A 20,474-nucleotide genomic window follows, 5' to 3' on the forward strand; every position below is an offset into this window, starting at 1 on the left:
CGAACTTCAGACAAGAAATAGTTCCACGTGGAACACTTAACAAATCTAGGAATGTTTCCAGAATATGACGTAATAGTAGTAGGAGGAGGTCACGCGGGTTGTGAAGCAGCACACGCCGCGGCAAGGATGGGGTCGAAGGTACTTCTCTGTACGATGAATATGAATACTATCGCCCAGATGTCCTGTAACCCCGCTATGGGAGGAGTCGCTAAAGGACAAATTGTTCGGGAAATTGATGCGCTGGGAGGAATGTCAGGGATTGTCTCAGACAAGTCTATGATTCAGTTCAGAATGCTAAACAGATCCAAGGGGCCGGCGATGTGGTCTCCGAGGAGCCAAAACGACCGAATGCGATTTGCCGAGGAATGGCGCCTCGCGTTAGAACAGACGCCCAATGTAGACTTTTGGCAAGAAATGATCAAAGGCCTCATTGTCAAGAACGGTAGAATTAAAGGGGTACGTACCGGAATAGGCATCGAAATACCTGCCAAAACAGTAGTACTAACAAACGGAACCTTCCTCAATGGCGTCATCCATATAGGAGAAAAGCAAATGGGAGGCGGTAGAACTGGGGAATCCGCAGCTAAAGGAATCACAGAAGACCTCGTTGATTTGGGATTCGAATCAGGTAGAATGAAAACCGGTACGCCTCCTAGAGTGGACGGTCGATCGTTAGACTTTAGCAAGATGGAAGAGCAATTCGGCGACGAATTCCCGGAAAAGTTTTCCTATTCCGCATCCACACAACCCTTGAAGCAACAGCGCAGCTGCTGGATCACCTACACCAACAAAGATGTTCACGAAACACTAGAAACCGGATTCGACCGATCTCCGATGTTCAACGGTAGAATAAAAGGGCTTGGCCCAAGATACTGCCCATCGATCGAAGATAAAATAAACCGATTTGCAGAAAGGGAAAGGCACCAAATATTTGTAGAACCCGAAGGCTGGGATACTGTAGAAATCTATGTAAACGGATTTTCGACCTCGCTTCCGGAAGATGTGCAATACAAGGCTATGCGTAAGATACCTGGATTCGAACAAGCAAAAATGTTCCGCCCCGGGTACGCTATAGAATACGATTTTTTTCCACCTACCCAATTGAAACCAACCTTGGAAACCAGACTGGTAAAAAACCTATTTTTTGCCGGACAGATTAACGGAACCACGGGCTACGAAGAGGCTGCTTCCCAAGGATTAATAGCCGGAATCAATGCACATCAAAACGTCCAGGAAAAAGAACCTTTCATATTAAACCGGTCTGAAGCATACATTGGGGTATTGATAGACGATTTGGTAAATAAAGGTACCGAAGAGCCTTACCGCATGTTCACTTCAAGAGCTGAATTCCGCTTGCTACTACGGCAAGACAACGCCGATCTACGTTTAACTGAAAAAGGATACCTCTTGGGACTCGCTGACGAAAAACGTATGGCGCGCGTCCTCCACAAAAAAACCGCTACTGAAACCTTAATTAACGAATTAAAAAAGCTGAAAGTAGAGCCAAACCTCGTCAATGCCGAACTGACCGGTATGAATACAGCAGAGATACGGGAAAAGATAACGGTGGAAAAACTACTCAAAAGACCGCAGATCGGCATGGAAGAAGTACGCACACTAGACCCAAAATTAGACCAATACCTTTCGACATTTGACAAGGATGTACGGGAACAAGCGGAAATACAGATTAAATACGAAAGCTACATCGACAAAGAACAACAACTGGTACAAAAAATGGCTAACCTTGAAAACCATCGGATACCTACCACCTTCGATTATTCACAGGTAAAAGCACTATCGGCTGAAGGACGCCAAAAACTAAACAAAATCCAGCCAGAGACTTTGGGACAGGCCTCAAGAATTAGTGGTGTGACACCTGCAGACCTATCGATTCTAACCGTATACCTAGGGAGATAGCTATCATGTACGAGAGACTAACAAAATGCCCGCTATGCAAGAGTGGGCTTTTTCTTAACTACATGGTTGTAAAAGACCACGCCATATCAAAGGAATCTTTTACACTTTGTAAATGCACAGATTGTGGACTAATTTTTACTAATCCACGGCCAGAGCAAAAATACATCCATACATATTATGAATCCGAAGACTACATATCCCACACCAACCAATCCAAAAACCTAATACATATCCTCTATAAAGCGGTAAGAAGATATACCATACGCCAAAAAATTAATTGGATCAATACTCGAGTAAAGAAAAAGGGACGTCTTTTGGATTATGGTTGCGGTACAGGATACCTACTTGCAGCAGCCCAAAAAAACGGATGGCAGGTAATAGGATACGAACCAAACCCCACCGCATGTAAACAGGCTAAAAATATAAACGGTTTAACCCCCGTAACTAGCTTAACTACGCTAAAAAAAGAGAAAAAATTCGATGCCATCACGCTCTTTCACGTGTTAGAACACATACATGATTTGAACAAAACCCTAAAAATAATTCTAGATTTACTCAAGAAACGTGGATTCCTCTTTATAGCTGTTCCAAATCTAGATTCGGTCGATTTCAAAAAACATCAAGAAAACTGGGCAGCATTAGACGTGCCCAGACACCTATACCACTTTACCAATGAAGCCATGAACCGCCTTGCCGACAAGTACGGCTTAAAAATCATTGAAAAAAAGCCGCTTATATTTGACGCCTACTACGTTTCTCTATTAACCGATAAGTATATGGGCCAAAATAATCCAATAGTATCCTTTTTGAACGGGTATCGCTATAATCAACAAGCAACAAAGCAACCAAATACACATTCTAGCCTTCTTTACATCATCAAAAAGAAATGAGCCGTTTCTTTACTATAATAGCTATTTTTATACTCGCTGCACTAGCTTCGTCATGCGCTAAGCAAAGCTCGCCCATGGGAGGTCCCAAAGACGAAGACCCACCGGTGTTACTTTCAACAGATCCGGAAAACAATCAAACAAACCTATCTCCTAATGAAATCAACTTACTATTCAATGAATTCGTCGCTTTGGATAACCCTACAAAACAGATCATTATCACCCCCAAAATCAAAACTGATGAGGTCCAATTCCTAGCAAACAAAAATCGAATCAACATCAAACTCAATCAAGATCTTGAAGAAAATACCACCTACGTATTCAATTTTCAGAAAAGCATTCAAGATATCACCGAAAAGAATCCAGCTGAAAACGTCAAACTGGTTTTCTCAACCGGAGACTATATCGACAGTCTAACCATCTCAGGAAGAGTAGCCTATGTGCAACCACGCAAAGAGCGCGAGATGAAAGATATTTTGGTCGGTCTATACCAAGAATCGGATACCACTGACCTTTTTACAGCTTCACCGTACTACATAGCACAAGCAGATACAGCTGGTAAATTCGAAATCACCAATATCAAGGCCGGCCAATTCAGACTCTACGCCTGGCACGATGAAAATAACTCCCTGAAAGCAGAATACCGAAGTGAAGCCCATGGCTTTTACCCAGAAGTAATTGATATTCAACAAAATATGGAAGGATTTCACATAAATATTTTCAGAGCTGACTTATCTGACCTAAAAGTAAATCGAAGTTCACCAATCGGAAAAAACTTCGACATTGTACTCAGCAAAGCACCTATCACTTACGAGATCCAACACCCGGAAACCGGCAAAAAACTGTTCTCCCGACTAAACGACCGAACCATACGTCTTTATCATACCGAACTATCCAACGATAGTACTGAAGTAACGCTCTCTTTAAAAGATTCGGTAGGTTTCTCCATAGACACCACTCTCTATGCAAAGTTTGAAGAAAGCGACAGACGTCAGGAGGCATTAGAAATCAAAGCCAACTCGGGACTGAGTTTTGTGCAAAACCTCCGCGCCGAATTAACTTTCAATAAACCCATTGCACATATCAACTTTGACTCTCTCATGGTAAGATTCGATACCGCCGGAATTATTCCAATAGAACCCAAACACATTTACTTTACAGATAGTACCAAGTTCACAAAAGCCATTCTAGAATTAACTATTCCCGATTCACTAACCTTTGAAACCTACAAAGTTTATATTGGGGACTCTTCAGTGATCGATGTAGAAGGAATAGCAAACAAAGACAAACTAGAGGCAAACTACAAAAAACTAAAACAGGACCGGTTGGCAGATGGTGTAAGCGGGTCTGTCAACACAGATGAAAGACCCATACTGATCCAACTCTTAAACAAAAAAGACGAAATCGTCAAAGAATTGTATCTAGAAGATACGAACACCTTCGAATTCAACCGCATTGAAGCAACCGACTATAAGCTACGGGCTATCATCGACCGAAACAGAAACCGCAGATGGGACCCTGGAAACTTCCGCAAAAACACCCAGCCGGAACCCATCTACTTCTTCTACGATTCCGAAACGAAATCCCAGGAATTTATCCTACGTGCGGGATGGACACTAACGGACATACTGCTTGAAAAGCGTAAGGACAGCGGCTACTATCCAGATACATCGACAACTGAAACCACTACAGAACTGAAGGAAATTGATACTTTTGAGCTACCAGAATTTAACACAGATCCTCGAAAATGAGGATGTGGAATACGGGTGGATAACATGAATAAAAACTGGTACAAGCCCTCTATTATGCACAGCGGAAAAACGCTCACTGACCAATAACCCCTTAACATGGGGATAACGCACAACTTCCACACACATACACACAATCACACCCACACAAACTTACGAACACCTAGAAAAAAATGCCTTATCCACAATCAACATACAAACGAAACTAAACATAAGAAAACCAACCGACTAGCAAAAACCAAACAGTGGATAAACTAGGGAAAAGAGGAGATAAAATGTTTCAACGAACGTGAATAAACCATACTCACTGAGTTACCCACAAATCCACACCTTAATAAAGACAACCGATATTTTTTAATTAATCAAAACGGTTTTTATAAAAACGTGGATAACCCAAAAAAAACGGCTTGTCTACTCCATTCAGCTTTGTAGGATTAAGGTCTCCCATCTTTTTTAACTGCCGGTAAGGCCAATTTCCGGGCCAATGAATTTTGGCAATCCGTTGAAAAATATCGGGTCTATTTAGTATGCATGCATAACTTTTTTCTGTAAATTTAGGTAGCCATTGCTGAAATTACGTATACTAGTCAAATGAAGAAAGAGGAGACCTTCGATTTCCACATAAAGTCCTGTTGGCATTCTATTTCGAGAATGTACAATCAAAAAGCCGCTCAGGAGGACATTACCGCTTCTATCGGCTATGTGTTGATCAATATACATTCAAAGGATGGCACGCCAGCAACTAAAATCGCTCCTATGTTGGGCTTGGAGACCAGAAGCCTCACCAGGGTATTGAAAAGTATGGAAGATAAGGGATTGATTGAAAAGAGACCCGATCCCCTAGATCGCAGGTCTGTGCGTATTTTCTTAACAGAATTGGGTAGGCAAAAAAAAGGAAAGTCTGTAGAGACGGTCATGGATTTCAACCAAAAGGTGCAAAAGGCATTGACGGAAAAAGAATTGAAAAGTTTTTTTCGAATTTTCCGGAAAATCAATGACGTAATACATCAGAATCAAAAAAGCGAATTTTAATAATAAACCGAAATATAGCTTATGAACAGAATCATTCAGAAAGTAGCCGTTTTAGGTTCTGGAGTAATGGGTTCCAGGATCGCCTGCCACTTTGCCAACATAGGCGTGCAGGTACTTTTGCTGGACATTGTCCCGCGCGAACTCACCGAACAGGAACAGAAAAAAGGACGTAGCCTGGAAGACAAGGAGGTAAGAAACCGCCTAGTGAACGAGGCCTTGCAAAATGCCCTTAAATCAAAACCCTCTCCGATTTATGACACAGCCTTTGCTTCAAGGATTTCTACTGGCAACTTCGACGACGATCTGCCCAAAATCAAAGACTACGATTGGGTCATTGAGGTAGTTGTAGAGAAACTCGAAATCAAGCAATCCTTATTTGAAAAAGTAGAGCAGCATCGGAAGCCGGGCACCCTCATTACTTCCAATACATCTGGTATTCCCATGCACTTGATGTGTAAAGGCCGATCGGAGGATTTCCAGGTGCATTTTGCTGGAACCCACTTTTTCAATCCACCGCGGTACCTACGATTGCTTGAGATCATTCCCGGTCCTAAAACCGATCCGAAGATCATTGACTTTTTGATGGGATACGGTGACCGTTTTTTGGGAAAGGAAACCGTGTTGTGTAAAGACACACCGGCTTTTATTGCGAATAGGATCGGTGTATATTCCATCATTTCCGCTATCCATACCATTGAAAAATTAGGTATGGGCGTATCTGAGGTGGATAAACTTACCGGTACCGTCATAGGTAGGGCTAAATCTGCCACCTTCCGTACGATGGATGTAGTGGGCTTGGATACCACGGTGAATGTGGCTACCAACTTAAAACAGGTGCTTTCTCACGACGAATCCAAGGATCGTTTTGAGTTGCCAAAGAGCATGAAAGTGCTCCACGAAAACAAATGGCTGGGCGATAAGACCGGACAGGGATATTTTAAAATGATCCGGCATAAGGATGGCAGTAAAGAGCTCAAGGAGATTGATCTCCAGACGATGGAGTACAAAGATGTTGAAAAGCCAAGATTGAAGTCCCTCGACGAAGCCAAACCTATCGAAGACCTCAAAGAACGCATCCGCTTCCTGGTAAACTATAACGATCGATCCGGAGAGTTTTTTAGAGAGACGTTTTATGATTTGTTCAGGTATTGCTCCTTCCGAATTCCAGAGATCGCTGATGAGCTCTACCGCATAGATCAAGCTGTAAGTGCCGGTTTTGGCTGGGAATATGGGCCCTTTGAAAACTGGGACATATTGGGAGTAAAAGAAACCGTCACCAACATGGAGAAGGCCGGTCATAAGGCCGCCGATTGGGTATATGAGATGTTGGAGGCAGGAAATGATTCCTTCTATAAGGTGGTAGACGGTAAGCGCAATTACTACGACATCCCTTCCAAATCGTACAAGGAAATCCCTGGACAGGGTGACTTTATCCTCATCGACACGCTCAAAGGAGCTAAAAAGAAAGTATGGGGCAATGAAGGTGCCACTGTGTACGACATGGGCGACGAGGTCTTGCTTTTGGAGTTCCATACCAAGATGAACTCATTGGGTGCAGAAGTAGTGCAGGGTATCAATACGGCCATATCCATGGCAGAGAAGTCTTACAAAGGCCTGGTCATCGGAAACGAGGGAGGTAATTTCTCCGCAGGTGCCAACCTGGCGATACTGTACATGTTTGCAGGCGATCAAGAGTATGACGAGATCAACCTGATGATTGCACAATTCCAAAATACCATGATGCGTGTGCGCTACTCAGACGTGCCGGTGGTGGTAGCACCGCACAATATGGCACTAGGCGGGGGATGCGAAATGTCGCTTCATGCAGATGCCATTCAAGCGCATGCGGAATTGTATATGGGTTTGGTGGAAGTAGGGGTTGGATTGATTCCTGCAGGTGGCGGGACAAAGGAAATGACCCGTCGCTTTGCCAATGCGATTGTACCCGGAGATGTGGAGCTCAACCGGTTGCAGGAAATATTTATGAATATCGCCATGGCAAAGGTTTCTACATCCGCTCAGGAAGCGAAAGGATTGGGTTACCTTGAAGCGAAGGACGCCATTACGCTAAACCGCAAAAGGCAGCTCGCAGACGCAAAATCGAAGGTGCTGTCGCTCTATGAACAGGGATATTCCCGACCCATTCAGCAGACCAACATCAAAGTGCTCGGAAAGACGTCTCTTGCGTTGTTTGAAGCCGGCATCACGGGAATGATCTACGGATCCTATATCTCCGATCACGATGCGAAGATTGCCCGTAAATTGGCCTATGTCATGAGCGGTGGCGATCTATCTAGTGCCTCAGAGGTCAGCGAGCAGTATTTGCTGGATTTGGAAAGAGAGGCCTTCTTGAGTTTGACCGGAGAGAAGAAGACGCTGGAACGCATTCACAGCATTCTCTTTAAGGGCAAACCCCTGAGAAACTGATGTATTTACGGAAAAAATCAGCATGTTTTTAACCCCAATAACTGAAAAAAGATGGAAGCATATATTGTAAATGGATATAGATCAGCAGTAGGAAAGGCCAAGAAGGGAGGTTTTCGTTTTTACCGCCCGGACGATCTGGCCTCGGATGTGATCAGGTTTTTGATGGAAAAGGTACCGCAGGTATCGCCAAAGCAGGTAGACGACCTGATTGTGGGCAATGCCATTCCAGAGGCAGAACAGGGCATGCAAATGGGAAGGATGATCGCTTTGCTGGCCTTGGGCAAGGATGTCCCCGGGTTTGTGATGAACCGCTATTGCGGATCGGGTATAGAAGCCATCGCATTGGCGACGGCAAAAATCAAATCCGGCATGGCCGATTGCATCATTGCCGGAGGTACGGAGTCCATGTCCATGCTGCCCATGATGGGATACCGCACAGCCCTCAACTGGGACATTGCCTCCAACAATCCGGACTATTACCTTAGCATGGGCCTCACCGCAGAGGAGTTGGCGAAGGACTATAGCATCACTCGGGAAGATGCAGATCGCTTTTCGGTACGTTCCCACGAGCGGGCCATCAGTGCCATCCAAGGAGGTAGATTCAAGGATGAGATCGTACCAGTACAGGTAGAGGAAACTTATTTGGATGAGAACCAAAAGAAGAAAACCAGAACGTTTACCGTGGACACAGATGAAGGACCCCGTCCCGGTACCACGTTGGATGTGTTGGCAAACTTGAAGCCAGCATTCAAGCAAGGCGGACAAGTCACTGCCGGCAACTCCTCCCAAACTTCCGATGGAGCGGCCTTTGTGATGGTCATGTCAGAGGGCATGGTGAAGGAACTCAACTTGGAGCCTGTGGCGCGTTTGGTGTCTTACAGTGTGGCCGGCGTGGAGCCTAGAATTATGGGTATAGGTCCCAAAGAGGCAGTACCCAAGGCGTTGAAGCAGGCAGGATTGACCCTGAATGATATCGACCTTATCGAGCTCAACGAAGCTTTTGCCACACAGGCCTTGGCGGTGATCCGAGCCCTTGACATGAACGAAGATATCGTCAACGTAAACGGCGGCGCCGTGGCCCTAGGCCATCCGCTCGGATGCACCGGTGCCAAGCTCACCGTACAGATCATCAACGAACTACGACGCCGAAACGGAAAATACGGCCTCGTCACCGCCTGCGTCGGAGGCGGCCAAGGTGTTGCGGGTGTGGTGGAGCTATTGAGATAGACATAAGTACTAAGACATAAGACATAAGATCTTTAGTCTTAGTATCGACGATGCGAATTAAACCAAGAATGGATAAAGTCGAAAAACGCACCTGAAGAATGCATAATTACAAGGAGCTTTTGGTATGGAAAAAGGCGATAGCCTTGGCTACTCAAATTTATCAGATATCAGGTGATTTTCCGGATACTGAAAAATTCGGGCTGGTTTCCCAAATGCGCCGCAGCGTCATATCTATTTCATCCAACATTGCAGAAGGTGCAGGTAGAAGGACCGACAAGGAATTTGCACATTTTCTCGGCATTTCTCATGCCTCTGTGTGTGAATTGGAGTCCCAACTGCATGTATGCAAAGAGTTGCAGTTGGTAAACGAAGAAGATTTTCTATCGGTAGCCAACAGTTTGTCCGAGGTTCAGCGTATTCTATTTTCGCTGATTAGGAAATTTGATAATTGAGGCACGTTAATTCTTGTATGACTTATTGTCCTAAACGAGTCGTATTTCCAAATATGTACTATACTCAATTTCAAGACGACTAAAAAGTCTAAAATCTTACGTCTTAAATCTTACGTCTAAAAAAATGAAAACCCCAATAAACGGAGGAGAATTCCTCATCAAAGAAACCAAGGCTGTGGATGTATTTATTCCGGAGGAATTTAGCGAGGAGCAGCTGATGATGGCACAGGCGTGCCAGGATTTTGTGGATATGGAAATCATGCCCAAGGCAGACGCCATAGACAGCATGAAGGATCCGGACTTGGTTCCGGGTATTTTGAAAAAGGCCGGTGAATTGGGTTTACTAGGTGTCTCGGTGCCGGAGGAATATGGTGGCTTGGGGATGAGTTTCAATACCTCTATGCTGATAGCCGATATCATAGGCTCGGCCGGATCTTTTTCCACCACCTACGGTGCCCATACCGGAATAGGTACACTGCCCATTCTCTACTACGGCACGGAGGAACAAAAGCAAAAGTACCTGCCCAAGCTCACCAATGCGGAGTGGGCAGCCTGCTATTGCCTTACCGAGCCGGACGCCGGATCTGATGCCAATTCCGGAAAGACCAAAGCTACCCTCACCGAGGATGGCAAGCATTACCTGATCAATGGACAGAAGATGTGGATCTCCAATGGAGGCTTTGCGGATCTATTCATTGTATTTGCCCGCATTGAAGATGACAAGTACCTTTCAGCCTTTATCGTGGAGAAAACCTTTGGCGGAATCACCATGAACGAGGAAGAGAAAAAAATGGGCATCAAGGGATCTTCCACCCGGCAGGTATTCTTTAACGATTGCAAGGTACCCGTGGAAAACCTGCTTTCCGAACGTGGCAACGGATTTAAAATCGCTGTCAATATCCTGAATATAGGCCGGATCAAATTGGGTGCCGGCGTGCTGGGTGGATGTAGGACAGTGCTGGGAAATGCTATCCAGTATGCCGGTGAACGCAAGCAGTTTGGAGTGAGCATCAACACGTTTGGGGCCATCAAACAAAAACTTGCAGAGATGGCCATCCGCACCTATGCCTGCGAGGCGCTTTGTTACAGAGCGGGCCAGGATGTGGAAGACCGCATGGCAGCTTTGGAAGCCGAGGGCTTGAGTGATGCCGAGGCAAAGCTAAAAGGACTGGAGCAGTTTGCGATTGAATGTGCCATAGCCAAAGTACACGGTTCGGAGGTATTGGATTATGTGGTCGATCAGGGCGTGCAGGTATATGGAGGTATGGGTTATTCGGCAGATGCACCGATGGAAAGAGCCTACCGCGACGCCCGAATTTCCAGAATATACGAAGGAACCAATGAGATTAACCGCATCCTGATGGTAGGGATGTTGTTGAAACGTGCCCTGAAGGGGGAGATTAATCTGATGGGCCCTGCCATGGCGGTAGGAGAGGAGCTGAAGGCGGTGCCCAGCTTTGAGCAGGTGGACACTTCGCAGCCCATGGCGGCTGAGAAGGACGTGCTCAATAAGCTTAAGAAGGTGTTTCTCATGGTAGGAGGAAGGGCCGCCCAGGTGTTGGGTGCCAAGATCGACGCTGAACAGGAGATTATGATGAACCTTGCGGATATCATGATTGAGATCTATGCAGCCGAATCTGCCGTGCTCCGCACAGAGAAGCTTATTTCGCAAAGGGGCGTAGCGCATACCCGGATTCAGCAGGCTGCCACCCAGGTTTACCTTTTTGAAGCAGTGGAAAAAATTCAGACCGCCGGAAAAGAAGCTATCAATTCATTTCTTTCAGGAGATGAACAAAAGGTTCTGTTGATGGGGTTGAAGCGGTTTACGAAAATGGAAGCTGTCAATGTAAAGGAACTTCGCCGGGAAATAGCCGATGCGTTGATAGCCAAAGGGAAGTACCTGTTCTTCCAGTAAATAAGGTAATCCCATTGGCTTGGCCCGATTGATTAAACAGGCCTTTGTTCATTCTACGGAATGGGCAAAGGCCTTTGTATTTTACTATTTTTTACCATAGCGGCGAATATATCCTTGCAATTTTTCTTTGCGTGAATCGGAAAGACCGAGATGGTAGCGCATAGTTGGGATAGAGGTGTCTTCGGTAACTGCTCGTCCTAGTGAATACCGTAGCATGGCCCCTCTTTGCTAGTGTCTTTAGGCACGGTCTTTACTCCACCCTAAGCTGCCGGACCACGGTGCCGTTGCGGTGCTCCAGGTGGACGATGTAGATGCCCGGCGTGAGGTGGCTGATGTCCAGTTGATAGCTGTTGCCCTCCGGCACATTCTCCACGCACAGTCTTTCGGCGCCCACGATATCAACTACCCGTATGCGGTGGGGCGGGGTGTTGAAGCTGTACTGTTGGAATTCCCTGCTTCCTTTATTTTCAGCTTGCAGGACCGATTTGGCCGCATCGTCCAGTGGTGTTTCGGTAAGTGCTATGGTCACGTTGCCGTTCGCCGGATTGGGGTTGATTCCCACGGAGAAGTAGGAGCATCCCCAGGAATCGACGTTGAAATGGACCGTCCTCAGCGCCCCCTGTCCGCAGGAGTTGACGGCCCGTACCCGGACGATATAATTGTCCGGATTGGTAAACCAGCAGGCCAGCACTTCGTTTTTAGTACCTGCCGTAAAGCAGGATACCCCTGAGGGCTGCTCCCAGATAAAGTTGGTAATATCGCTTGCCTTATTTCCGGCAGGATTGGTGTTGTACGGATCGTAAAAGGCGTTGATGTAGGTGTATTCGTTCATACAGATGGGATAGTAGTTGGCCTCCACCTGCATGCCGGTGTCGGGTACGCCCACCCAGATCTGCTTCTGCACCTGAAATTCCCCGCAGCCGGTATCTATGGTGTAGGTGAGCGTAGCCAGTCCGCTGCTGCTACTGTGCATTGCCCGAAGTGCGGCGGTGGCACCGGTGCCGCTTCGTCCGGTAGTGGGGAAGAGGTGAATGGGCGATACCGCCCAGCTTACCGTCTGCCCGGCAGGTACGTTTTGTAGCGTGAAGTTTGTGTTTGTGGTACAGATGCGGTCGGGGCCGGTTACCGTAGGCAAAACGGCTGCCAATGCAGCATACGTATTTAAACGACCAAATCCGAGTTCGTCACAGCGGCCGTTTATATAAGTATACCCTCCGACCTTATCTGAGGTTGAAATAACAATATTTCTAATTTGGGCTGGGGTTAATGTTGGATTTATTGATATCATCAAAGCAATCGTTGCTGAAACCATTGGTGCTGCACACGAGGTCCCGGTGAATTGCCCATACTCATTATTTGAAGTAGTAGTAAGGATGTTCACCCCAGGAGCCGCAAGAACTAAATTATTACCAAAGTTTGAAAATGAGGCCTTTTGATCATTTTGATCTGTTGCCCCTACAGAAATTACATTACTATTACTTGCGGGATAGCTGACACTAGTCGTACTATTTCCAGAAGCACAAACTACTACAACGCCATTATCAACCGCATGTTGAATCGCAGCATTAATCGCAGATGTTTCTCCCACTGAAGCACTTATTTGTATTATGCGTACCCCCTTATCAACAGCATGCAAAATGGCGTCATCTAAAACTGATCCATCAGGAGCATTTATTCCAATACAGAGGCCTAAAACCTTCACGCCATCATTGTTATTCCCTCCCGCTATTCCCGCAATTCCACGGCCATTATTCGCTTTTGCCGAAATTATGCCTGAAACTTGAGTGCCATGGGCATTACCCGTTCGAACATCGTTAGAGTTTACGTCGTAATTCCAGCCTTTCCAATTATCGACTAAGCCATCGGTATCATCATCGATTCCGTTACCGGTATTCGGATTGTTTTGATTTGACCAAATATCTTCCCCGGGATTCAGCCAAATATTCTGGTATGTGTCATGCCCAATCCCCAAATCTTCGTGTTCCCAATCTACTCCAGAATCTAATACACCAACTACTACACACTCACCGCCCATAGTATGATTCCATGCATTTCGAGCCTGTATACGATCTATATACCATTGGTTGGCCAATTGTGGATCATTTGGTGTAACTTGTATAGCATTATACATTCCAAATGTATTAATATCTACCGACTCAAAGTTGGGATCTTCAGATATTGTGCTCAACTGTTCAAAGAAGCCAATATTGTTAGAAAGTTCTATATCAATATACCCCAATGCATTTTCCCTAATTCTTCTTCCGAATTCAATTGAAGCTGTTTGCAGCGAACTATTTTTAAGTTTTATTGTAATAACCTTACTGTTTACAATATTTCCATGTTCATCATACCATCTATTATTCTTTTGTTCGTACTGCTTACCTTGAAAATTACTAAATACTTGGGAATAAGCAGGAGTGTAAAGTCCAAAAGTTACAAAAGCTATAATTAAATACTTTTTCATATGATTATAATAGTTTTTTCAAAGGCCACCCCGACTAGTTGGAACAGGCTATGGAACCTCGAATCTATATCAACCCACTATGTGACGATCTCGTCATGCTCCGTTTCATATTGATTGAGGTATAAATTAACTTTATGAGTGCTCTTGGATTGTTAAATCCAAGTTTACTTTTGTATCATTGGAGATTTTAGGAATAATAACTCCAAAAAGGAACAGTCCTAAAGCGGTGTAACCACCATTCTTTACCACTATGCGGTAGGTATAATCTTTACCATCGGTTTGCAACACATTTTCAGATACTAGTTCCCCTCTTATTTGGGGAATTATTTTTTTACCAATCAACAACGTTTGCTTCGTGAAGTCTATCGTTAATTCATCTTTAAGCAAATCACATAGGTATGGATTTTCTCCACTAAAAAAGACAGATTGTTCTAATTCTTCTTGTGAGTTAATTACCAAAAACTCATCTGATAACTGTTTATTGATGACAATAGCAGGACAATCGTTTAGTTGTTTTAAAGAAGTAAAATCAACAATTTCAGTATCCATATTTGTACAGGATAAAAATAAGGATGTACAAATAAAAAATCCACTAATAATAGATTTTATGAAAATCATATTTTTTAATTTTATCATTACGAAAACCGTTTCGACTTTCAAATTAAATATTTTACTTAATTAGGCACTTACAGTATAAACTCTTTTCTTAACACCAATTAAGTTAAAATTAATTATCCAATTATACAAATTAATTTTTTACTTTCTTACCTAGAGACGTAAGCATTTGGCAAAATGCTACAAGGAGAAAGAAAAAAGTTTGGTATTGGAAAACCCAAACCAGCAAATGACATACAAAGTCCAAGTGCAGTTGCCAAAAGGCCAATTGCAATTATACCCCCCGAATGCGGCCCATTTATCAAATACGTAGAGGGTAGGCGGGGAATTATTTCCCGCAACGAACACAATGGTGGGGCAGCGATATCCTGGATTATCTTGGAGGACACCGTATGTAGATGTCAGGGCTCTGCCCCTTTGAGGTTGCACTCGACCTGGTATTTTCTAATAAGATCTCAGGGCTAACGCCCCTGCCGTGATTATAAGCCTTTGCTAAAACGATTTTTGGTTGCTTCTTGTAACGAGGGCGACAAATTCACCCCCATTTCCTTTGCATGAACCTTTTTTATCAGAGAGACCGAAATAGCAGCGCAGCAAGCGGATAGAGGTGTGTTTGTTACCAGGCGGTACTGATGAATACTTGAGAATATGCATCTTTTACTAGACCGATTGCTAGACAAAAGAATGACAGTAAAATTTTAATTTTCATAAACTTGTACTTTAATTTCATTTTGAGAAAAATCGTTGGGAATGACTCCAAAGCAATAAATAATACCTGTAGTTTGAAAATCTGAAATATTTACACTTATTTCCTGACTTCCGCACAGTTTTTTGGGGTTTTTCATAATATACAGATAATCATTGTATTACCAAATTTGCATCACCGCTTTGGGTGACGCAAAGCGATTAAGGGCTATATTTGGACATGTTTGTCCGCAAAAAAAAGAACCGTTCTGGCACCACTAGCATTGTTGTCGCGGTTAAGGTGAAGGGTAAATTTAAGGAGATTAAGACAGTTGGTATCGCACGGGACGAGGCCGAGATTGAGCGGTTATATAAGGAAGGCAAGCTATGGGTTGATAATCATGCGAATGGAGTGGATTTATTCCAGCAACATACCCGGGAGAAGGAAGAAGCGCTTGTTACCAACATGTTGCTTTCCACCATTGAAAACATCCTTCACAATGGCACCCAACTTATACTCAATAGGGTGTATGACTCGATTGGATATGATGCGATAGATGATTATATCCTCAGGCAACTGGTCATCTCAAGATTAAGTCAGCTGATGAGCAAATCGGCAACGGTTGAATACCTGAAGTCGCATTTTGATGAAGACCTTCAATTGGATAAGATTTATCGGTATATGGACAAGCTCTATAATACGCAACAGGAATCCATCCAAAAAATCAGCGTCGAACATACCAGAAAGGTATTGGGAATGGCAAGCACAGCCAACCCCAGATAGTACTGGGCCTGTTGGTGAGTGAGGACGGCTACCCATTATCTTATTCAATGTTCAATGGCACCCAATACGAGGGACATACCATGATTCCGATTGTAGATGATTTTGTCAGACGGTTCAAGCTGGATGATTTTGTGCTAGTTGCTGATTCGGGTTTAATAAACACAAAGAATATCGACTTTCTTAGGGCCCAGGGGTACAGGTATATTATAGGCGCACGCATAAAAAATTCCAACAAGGCAGTAAAAGGGTGGCTGCTCTCACAAGAAAAGGTGGAAGGTAGATTTAATGAAAAAACGGTTTGGCATGGGAGATTGATAGTGGGTTACTCTGAAAAGCGGGCTAAAAAGGATGCCCATAACCGTACCAAGGGAATTAGCCGTTTGGAAAAAGCATTTAAGGCAGGTACCATTTCTAAAGAGAACATAAATAAACGTGGCTATAACAAGTTCTTGGTGATCTCAAAAGATGTCCAGGTAACCATAGACAAAAGCAAAGTGGAAGAGGATGCAAAATGGGATGGATTGAAGGGGTACATAACAAACACAGATCTGCCGGCAGCAGAAGTCTATGCTCAATACAGTAGTTTATGGCAGGTGGAGAGGGCTTTTAGAATTACCAAGGGGACAGTTGAAATGAGGCCGATGTTCCACTTTACTCCCAAACGGATAGAAGCTCATGTATGTGTGTGTTTTGTAGCTTATAAAGTCTACAAGGAACTGGAACGTGTACTAAAGAAAAATCTGTACACGATAAGTGTAGATAAGGTCTTGGAAATCGCCAAGACGGTCACTACTCTGAGAATAAAGCTACCACAAAGCGGGAAAACGATCAACAAGACAATGATTATTACAGAAAGACAGAAAGTAATCGCGCCACTATTTGAGGATGATTTTTGGAAATCTCAAATTGGGTGACGCATTGCGGAAGTCAGGAGTCTACAATTGGAAATGGCTTGATGAACGTCTCATTTCCGAATATAGAACTCGTTGTCTCCGAAAACTCTATTAATGAAAACTAGCGTGTCAGAGTTAAAAGAAATCCCCGTTGAGAAACCAGTTTCCAAAATCTGTAAGCGTAACTTCGTTTCATTAACTTCAATTTCATATTCCGATTTCCACAAAATTGAGCCGTTTTCGATATATTGCATGGATTTGTTCCTCTGGAAAACATATTGTTTGGTAATCCCTTCAGATTTGGGAGTTTGAACTAAGGTGTTTCCTTGCCTACGATTAATAACCAGAGACTTCTTCCATTCCCAATTCCCCACGATAGCTTTATATGCCTCATCCACGGTCCTAATTTCATCGGGTAATTCGTCATTCTGGCATCCTCCGAGCAGGGGAAGGAGAAAGATTATTCCTGCCCAAACCATCCATATGGATCTGAAAATTCGTAAAGCGTTCATATTGATATTATTTAATTAAGAACGTGATTTATGTTATCAGAAATTTGAATAGATTTAAAATGTTTTAACATAAAATTTATAAAATATAGTATTTTAATTATACGAAGTGATTTAGTAATTTCTCAACCTGAGCTAATATTTCGGCAGAATGTTACAAATTGAAAGGAAAAGGTATTTTCTTAGAAACGAATTACCCTCGTGGTGAAATTATTCTAACATTACTCTTCTAAAACTGTGAGAAATAGGAACTGACATATGATAGAAAACTAACATCCCATCTTTTCCAAATTGAATGGGTTCTTTGGTTTCAGAGTCGTTTTCGATATTACGTGAAATCAACCAGAAGGTGCTATTAAAACCATCTCCTCCTGAATTCAATTCTAGACTATAAAGATAGTTATTTGTTAGCCCACCGTCAGTAATAGTTAGTTTATTGTCTTTTTGGAAAACATATTGAATCGACTTATCTTCTGTTGCGGGACTTGTTTTTCTGATGGATTTATCAATTCTATTCAGGCTGACTGTCTCAACCCACTCCCAAGAACCAACTATTGCAACGTAGGCGTCATTAATTGTCCTAATTTCATTCGGCAAACCATCATCCTGGCACCCCCCAAGTATCGGCAAGAGGAAAACCATGCCCAAAATAACACTCCATTTGATTCTAAAAATCCTTAGTGACTCCATCTTAATCTAGTTTACTTAAAACCTTATTTATATAGAAAAAACTTTAGCAAAGTTTAATCGTCTTAACACCAGTTAAGGTTAATGATCCAATTATACAAATTACCTTTGTACACTCTCATCCCGAGACGTAAGTATTTGGCAAAATGCTACAAGGTGAAAGAAAAGAGTTTGGTATTGGGAAATCCAAACCGGCAAATGACATATAAAGTCCAAGTGCAGTTGCCAAAGGCCAATTTCAATTATGCCGCCCGAATGCGGCCATTTATCCAATACGACGAGGGTAGATATCCAGGGGATCATTTCCCGCAACGAAGGCAATGGTGGGGCAGCGATATCCTGGATTATCTTAGAGGACACCGTATGAAGATGTCAGGGCTCTGCCCCTTTGAGGTTGCACTCGACCTGGTATTTTCTAATAAGATATCAGGGCTAACGCCCCTGGCGTGATTAGAAGACTTTCCTACAGGTATTTTTGGTTGCTTCTTGTAATGAGGGTTACAAATTCACCCCTATTTTCTTTGCGTCTTGGCGCCTCTGCGTGATCCTTTTTTATCGGAGAGATGGAGATGGCAGCGCATGGAGCGGATAGAGGTGATTTTTTTACCACGTGGTACGAATGAATACTTGAGAACACGCATATTTTTCTTGAACGATTGCTAAAAAGAAAAATGGGTGCAAAATTTTAATTTTCATAAACTTGGACTTTAATTTCATTTTGAGAAAAATCGTTGGGAATGACTCCAAAGCAATAAATAATTCCCTTTCCAGTAAAGTCAGAAATACTAATCTCAATTTCATACACAAGATCGGTTCCTGTTACTCTATACAATCCTTGATCCCTGAAAATTGGAAATCCCATTGATTCAAATCTAGTAACTAAAAGAAAAAAATTATCAAAATCTATTTCTGGAATTTCGTCAGAGCAGGAATTAACGACTTCCAAGCCTTCCTTGTCAGCGATACGGATGGATTGCTGATTTAAGAAATTCTCTTCAAAATCCACCAAACAGCTACTTGAGTACATCCAATAGGTATCTACTGGTATTTCGATTTTAGTGGGTTCCTCTTCCGTTTCAGTACATGAATGAAATAGAAAAACGATTCCCACTAAAAAAATCCATTTGAAATTAAAGTTCTCAAAAAGCTTCATAGGTATACCATTTAAATAAAATTATCTTTATAATAAATAAAAATTACGTTAACTTAATATTGTCTTTAGCTCAACTAAATTAAAGTTTATAATTTAATTATACAAATTAATAACGAGTTTTTTTCAAGACGTATTTGATCGGAAAAATGCTACAAAGTGAAAGAAAAGAGTTTTGTATTGGAAAATCCAAACCAGCAAATGACATACAAAGTCCAAGTGCAGTTGCCAAAAGGCATTTTCAATTATACCCCCCGGATGCGGCCCATTTATCAAATACGAAGAGGGTAGGAATTCCAGGAGATCATTTCCCGCAACGAACACAATGGCAGGACAGCGATATCCAGGATTATCTTAGAGGACACCGTACGAAGATGACAGGGCTCAGCCCCTTTGAGGTTGCACTCGACCTGGTATTTTCTAATAAGATATCAGGGCTAACGCCCCTGGCGTGATTAGAAGACTTTCCTACAGGTATTTTTGGTTGCTTCTTGTAATGAGGGCGACAAATTCACCCCTATTTTCTTTGCGCCTTTGCGTGAACCTTTTTTATCGGATAACCTACCATCCCCAATGCCTCGATACAGATTTCCTTTCTCCCATGACGGAAGAGATAGTCAATGCTGTCCGGGCATTAAAAAGCAGGGAAACGGCACCATACCGCTTCCCTGCTTTTTGCCGTTTAGTGCCTGATAATCACCTTTTGGCTGTAGTTACCTTCCGGGTGATGGATGCGGACGTGGTAGATGCCCTCTTTCCAGGCAGCTGTTGGGATTTGTTCCTCCGTGCTGTCCGTCTCCTTCTCCCAGACCAGATTGCCGTTTTCGCTGTAAATGCCGATGGTATAGCTGGCTAAATTGTTGGATCCGGAGGGTTTGCCCTCTCCATTTTCCAGCCTGATATGCAGTGTCTCCGCTGCCGGGTTGGGGTACACCGTAAAGGCACAGAAGCTACACCCCCCTACAACATCCCAGAAAGTCTCCTGCCACAGGCTCCACCCACACGGGTTTCGGACACGTACGTAGATGGTCTGCTGTGCAGGAAGGGGATTGTGCCATAGGTCAATCTCCACGTCGGCGTTAA

General features: G+C 43.5%; 17 protein-coding genes. 11 read left to right on the forward strand and 6 right to left on the reverse strand.

What is annotated here, in order from left to right:
• The first annotated feature begins 51 nt into the window (after window positions 1-51).
• The 8 genes from mnmG (at window position 52) to JJU34_RS09170 (ending at window position 11,605) form a co-directional block, all read left to right on the forward strand.
• Window positions 52-1,917 (forward strand): tRNA uridine-5-carboxymethylaminomethyl(34) synthesis enzyme MnmG, encoded by a 1,866-nt coding sequence (gene mnmG, locus JJU34_RS09135; RefSeq protein WP_228692039.1) that lies wholly within the window; start codon window positions 52-54, stop codon window positions 1,915-1,917.
• Window positions 1,918-1,979: 62 nt separating this feature from the next.
• Window positions 1,980-2,807: a class I SAM-dependent methyltransferase gene (locus JJU34_RS09140; RefSeq protein WP_228692040.1), complete on the forward strand. Its 828-nt coding sequence runs from the start codon at window positions 1,980-1,982 to the stop codon at window positions 2,805-2,807.
• A gap of 74 nt (window positions 2,808-2,881) precedes the next feature.
• Window positions 2,882-4,555: an Ig-like domain-containing domain gene (locus JJU34_RS09145; RefSeq protein WP_228692041.1), complete on the forward strand. Its 1,674-nt coding sequence runs from the start codon at window positions 2,882-2,884 to the stop codon at window positions 4,553-4,555.
• Window positions 4,556-5,143: 588 nt separating this feature from the next.
• A complete protein-coding gene (locus JJU34_RS09150) occupies window positions 5,144-5,584 on the forward strand; it encodes a MarR family winged helix-turn-helix transcriptional regulator (RefSeq protein WP_228692042.1) in 441 nt (146 codons plus the stop codon).
• A gap of 21 nt (window positions 5,585-5,605) precedes the next feature.
• On the forward strand, window positions 5,606-8,011 hold the full coding sequence (locus JJU34_RS09155) for a 3-hydroxyacyl-CoA dehydrogenase/enoyl-CoA hydratase family protein (protein ID WP_228692043.1): 2,406 nt from the start codon (window positions 5,606-5,608) through the stop codon (window positions 8,009-8,011).
• 51 nt (window positions 8,012-8,062) lie between these two features.
• Window positions 8,063-9,238, forward strand: coding sequence for an acetyl-CoA C-acyltransferase (locus JJU34_RS09160; protein WP_228692044.1), 1,176 nt, complete (start codon window positions 8,063-8,065; stop codon window positions 9,236-9,238).
• Between the two features lie 98 nt (window positions 9,239-9,336).
• Window positions 9,337-9,690, forward strand: coding sequence for a four helix bundle protein (locus JJU34_RS09165; protein WP_228692045.1), 354 nt, complete (start codon window positions 9,337-9,339; stop codon window positions 9,688-9,690).
• A gap of 124 nt (window positions 9,691-9,814) precedes the next feature.
• The gene (locus JJU34_RS09170) at window positions 9,815-11,605 is read left to right on the forward strand and encodes an acyl-CoA dehydrogenase family protein (protein ID WP_228692046.1); all 1,791 of its coding nucleotides are present in this window, start codon (window positions 9,815-9,817) and stop codon (window positions 11,603-11,605) included.
• Between the two features lie 250 nt (window positions 11,606-11,855).
• Here JJU34_RS09170 and JJU34_RS09175 read toward each other — a convergent pair whose 3' ends face one another.
• Window positions 11,856-14,069, reverse strand: a complete 2,214-nt coding sequence (locus tag JJU34_RS09175) for a S8 family serine peptidase (protein WP_228692047.1) — start codon at window positions 14,067-14,069, stop codon at window positions 11,856-11,858.
• A gap of 132 nt (window positions 14,070-14,201) precedes the next feature.
• Window positions 14,202-14,618 (reverse strand): hypothetical protein, encoded by a 417-nt coding sequence (locus JJU34_RS09180; RefSeq protein ID WP_228692048.1) that lies wholly within the window; start codon window positions 14,616-14,618, stop codon window positions 14,202-14,204.
• A 991-nt stretch (window positions 14,619-15,609) separates the two neighbouring features.
• Here JJU34_RS09180 and JJU34_RS09185 point away from each other — a divergent pair.
• Both JJU34_RS09185 and JJU34_RS09190 read left to right on the forward strand, forming a co-directional pair.
• Complete coding sequence (locus JJU34_RS09185; RefSeq protein WP_228692049.1) at window positions 15,610-16,152, forward strand: hypothetical protein; 543 nt, start codon at window positions 15,610-15,612, stop codon at window positions 16,150-16,152.
• Between the two features lie 14 nt (window positions 16,153-16,166).
• Entirely contained in the window at window positions 16,167-17,066 is a 900-nt protein-coding gene (locus JJU34_RS09190) for a transposase (protein WP_366512690.1), read from the forward strand.
• Window positions 17,067-17,116: 50 nt separating this feature from the next.
• Here the strand turns inward: JJU34_RS09190 and JJU34_RS09195 are convergent, their stop codons facing one another.
• Both JJU34_RS09195 and JJU34_RS09200 read right to left on the reverse strand, forming a co-directional pair.
• Window positions 17,117-17,557: a hypothetical protein gene (locus JJU34_RS09195; RefSeq protein WP_228692050.1), complete on the reverse strand. Its 441-nt coding sequence runs from the start codon at window positions 17,555-17,557 to the stop codon at window positions 17,117-17,119.
• 207 nt (window positions 17,558-17,764) lie between these two features.
• A complete protein-coding gene (locus tag JJU34_RS09200) occupies window positions 17,765-18,244 on the reverse strand; it encodes a hypothetical protein (RefSeq protein WP_228692051.1) in 480 nt (159 codons plus the stop codon).
• A gap of 153 nt (window positions 18,245-18,397) precedes the next feature.
• Between JJU34_RS09200 and JJU34_RS09205 the strand changes: the two genes are divergently transcribed.
• The gene (locus JJU34_RS09205; protein WP_228692052.1) at window positions 18,398-18,691 is read left to right on the forward strand and encodes a hypothetical protein; all 294 of its coding nucleotides are present in this window, start codon (window positions 18,398-18,400) and stop codon (window positions 18,689-18,691) included.
• 235 nt (window positions 18,692-18,926) lie between these two features.
• On the opposite strand, the gene JJU34_RS09210 is transcribed toward JJU34_RS09205, so the two are convergent.
• Both JJU34_RS09210 and JJU34_RS09215 read right to left on the reverse strand, forming a co-directional pair.
• Window positions 18,927-19,394, reverse strand: a complete 468-nt coding sequence (locus JJU34_RS09210; protein ID WP_228692053.1) for a hypothetical protein — start codon at window positions 19,392-19,394, stop codon at window positions 18,927-18,929.
• Window positions 19,395-20,073: 679 nt separating this feature from the next.
• The coding region (locus tag JJU34_RS09215) for a T9SS type A sorting domain-containing protein (protein WP_228692054.1) at window positions 20,074-20,474 on the reverse strand (401 nt) is incomplete at its 5' end.

Source organism: Lunatimonas sp., assembly GCF_020832325.1.
Taxonomy (GTDB): Bacteria; Bacteroidota; Bacteroidia; order Cytophagales; family Cyclobacteriaceae; genus Lunatimonas.